1 protein-coding gene is annotated in these 3,407 nt (G+C 30.5%); it reads left to right on the top strand.

Annotated features, from left to right (window positions below):
• Positions 1 to 3,201, top strand: a 3,201-nt coding sequence (locus AYC60_RS08100; RefSeq protein WP_197417020.1) for a YadA-like family protein, incomplete at its 5' end; no start/stop codon positions are given.
• Positions 3,202 to 3,407 lie beyond the last annotated feature (206 nt).

Raw genomic sequence — 3,407 nt, 5'->3', positions numbered from 1 at the left:
TCAGAGGCAGGAAAAAATCCAGTAACATTATCAAACACAGGTTTAAATAATGGTGGAAATAAAATAACTAATGTTGCAGATGGTACAGAAGAAAGTGATGCTATTAATAAAGGTCAATTAGATGCAGCATCAAAGGCAAGTAAAACTGAAATTACTGCAAATGAAGATGAAGCAGCAAATGAAACTACAGGGAATGTTATTTTAACATCAAAAGAAGATGATAAAGATGGACATGTAATATATAATGTTAAACTAAATGATAAAATTGTTTTAGGAACAGGAGATAAACAAGTTATTGTTGATGGAACTACAGGTCAAATTACTGCAGGAAATATAACAATAAATACTGGAAATTTAGGTACTATTAATAATTTAACAAATACAACATGGGATACTAAAAAACCTGTAGCAGTAAGTGGACAAGCAGCAACAGAAGATCAGTTAAAAACAGTAACAGATCATATAAATTCAGAGATAACAAACTATGGATTTAAAGTTACAGCTGGAAAAGAAGGAACAGGAACAACAACAGGAACAGTAGAAGAAACAAAAGTATCAAAAGATGAGACAGTAACATTTAAGGCAGGAAATAATTTAAATATTAATCAAAATGGCAAAGAATTTACGTACTCATTAAATAAAGATATAACAGGATTAGATAAGATAACATTAGGATCAGATGGACAAGATGGAAAACCTGGAGTATCGATAGATGGAACAAAAGGAACAGTAGGAATAAATGGAGTAGATGGAAGTAAAGCAGACATTACAACAAAAGCAGGAAAACCAGGAGTAAATGGAGCGGATGGAGAAACAATAACACGTATAGAATACAGTGATAAAGATGGGAATCCACATACAGTAGCGACATTAGAAGATGGATTAAAATTTGCAGGAGATAATGGAGACAGTGAAAACAATATCATTAAGAAAGCATTAAATGAGAAATTAGAAATAGTTGGAGGAGCAGATAAAGATAAGTTATCAGATAACAACATAGGAGTAAATGCAAAAGATGGTAAGTTAGAAATTAAGTTATCAAAAGAGTTAAAAGAATTAACTAGTGCAGAATTTAAAGATGCTGATGGAAATGTAACTAATATTACAGGAAATGGAATAGTAATAAATCCAGATAGTAAAAATTCAGTTTCATTAACTAAAGATGGTTTAAATAATGGTGGCAATAAAATAACTAATGTTGCAGATGCTACAGAAGATACAGATGCTGTAAATAAAAAACAATTAGATGAAGCTGCAGCAGCATCTAGAACAGAAATAACAGCAAATAATGGAGAAGCTGCAAATGGAACTACAGGAAATGTAGTATTAACATCTACTCAAGCTAAAGATGGACATACAGTATATGATGTTAAATTAAATGATAAAGTTACTTTAGGAACAGATCCAACTAAACAAGTAGTATTAGATGGAACTACAGGAGAAGTAAAAGCTGGAGGAGTAACTGTAAATAAAGACAATGCAGGAACTATAAATGGTTTAACTAATAAGACATGGAATGTAACTAATCCAACAGCGGTTACAGGTCAAGCTGCAACAGAAGATCAATTAAAAGCAGTAAATGATCACATAAATAGTGAAATAGCAAACTATGGATTTAAAGTTATAGCTGGAAAAGAAGGAACAGGAACAACTTCTGGAACGGTAGAAGAATCTAAAGTATCAAAAGATGAAACAGTGACATTTAAGGCTGGAAATAACTTGAATGTAGATCAAAATGGTAAAACATTTACTTATTCATTAAATAAAGAAATAACAGGATTAGACAAGATAACATTAGGATCTGATGGAAAAGATGGAAAACCTGGAGTATCAATAGATGGGACAGAAGGAACAGTAGGAATAAATGGAAAAGATGGAAGTAAAGCAGATATAACTACTAAGGCTGGAGAAGCTGGAGTGGATGGAAAAGGAATAACACGTATACAATACAGTGATAAAGATGGAAATCCACATACAGTAGCGACATTAGAAGATGGATTAAAATTTGCAGGAGATAATGGAACAGTAATCAACAAGAAACTAAATGAAAAATTAGAAATAGTTGGTGGAGCAGATAAGAATAAATTATCAGATAACAACATAGGAGTTAATGAAAATACTGGTAAGTTAGAGGTTAAATTATCTAAAGAGTTAAAAGACTTAACTAGTGCAGAGTTTAAAGATGCTGATGGTAATACGACAGTAATAAATCCAACAAGCATAACACTTACTCCATCAGGAAAAGATTCAGTAGTATTATCAAATACAGGTTTAAATAATGGTGGAAATCAAATTACTAATGTAGCTTCAGGAGAAAATATAAACACAAATGCAGCTAATATTGGAGATGTTAAGAGACTTGCTACATTAATTACAGCTAATGATGGTGAGGCTGCAAACAGCACTACAGCTCCAATAACATTAAAATCAACTGTAAGAGAAGATGGACAAATTACTTATGATGTTTCTCTTGCAACAGTTACTTTAAAATCTAATCAAGGTGGAGAAGTAATAAATCCAATAGAAGCAGATGGTAAGAAAATAGTTAATGCAAAAGATTTAGCAAATACTGTTAATGCATTAGGTAATAACACTATTAAATTAGGTGGAGATAGTGGCACAACTGACATTCAAAACTTAAATCAAAAAGGTGGATTACAGTTTAATATTAAAGGCTCTGATTTAATTAAGACAACTGCAGAAGGTACAGATGTAACTCTAGACTTAACAGATAAAACTAAAGATCAAATAGGGAAAGGAGTTGCTGCAAATTCAGGAGTTGCAAGTGCAGTAGCTATGGCAAACTTACCACAAGTAAGTAATATTGCAGGACATAGACATAATATTGCAGGAGCATATGGTTACTATAACGGAGAACATGCATTTGCTCTAGGACTATCAGGATTAAATGAAACTGGAAATCTTGTATATAAGGCAAGTGGATCATTAAATACTAAAGGTCATGTAGCATTAGGAGCAGGACTTGGATATCAATTTGATAAATTAGAATCAAGAAGAAAAGACATGTTAACATTACAAAGAAACGGAAATATTAACTTACTTGATGAAAAAGTTTACGAGCATGAAATGAAGATAGAAAAATTAGAAAATAAAGTGGAAATACTTGAAAAATCAAATAAAGAATTGATGAAAGAAATAGAAGAATTAAAAAATCTATTTAAAGAACAAATGAAAAAATAGTTAAAGAGGTAAATAAATTGTAAGTAGAAATTAGAAATGTCCAAAATTAAATAATAAAAATTTTATAGTGCAGTATAATTGAATTTATGCTGCATTTTTATTTTCAAAATAAATATTTTTTGATGTTTTACCATTAAAAATTTTTCTTGGATAATTATTCATAAAGTCTTGTATATATTCTATCTCTTTATTACTCAAATTATTAA

The organism is Streptobacillus felis, from assembly GCF_001559775.1.
In the GTDB taxonomy this organism is placed as follows: Bacteria; Fusobacteriota; Fusobacteriia; order Fusobacteriales; family Leptotrichiaceae; genus Streptobacillus; species Streptobacillus felis.
This window is presented reverse-complemented; position numbering and strand designations above follow the sequence as displayed.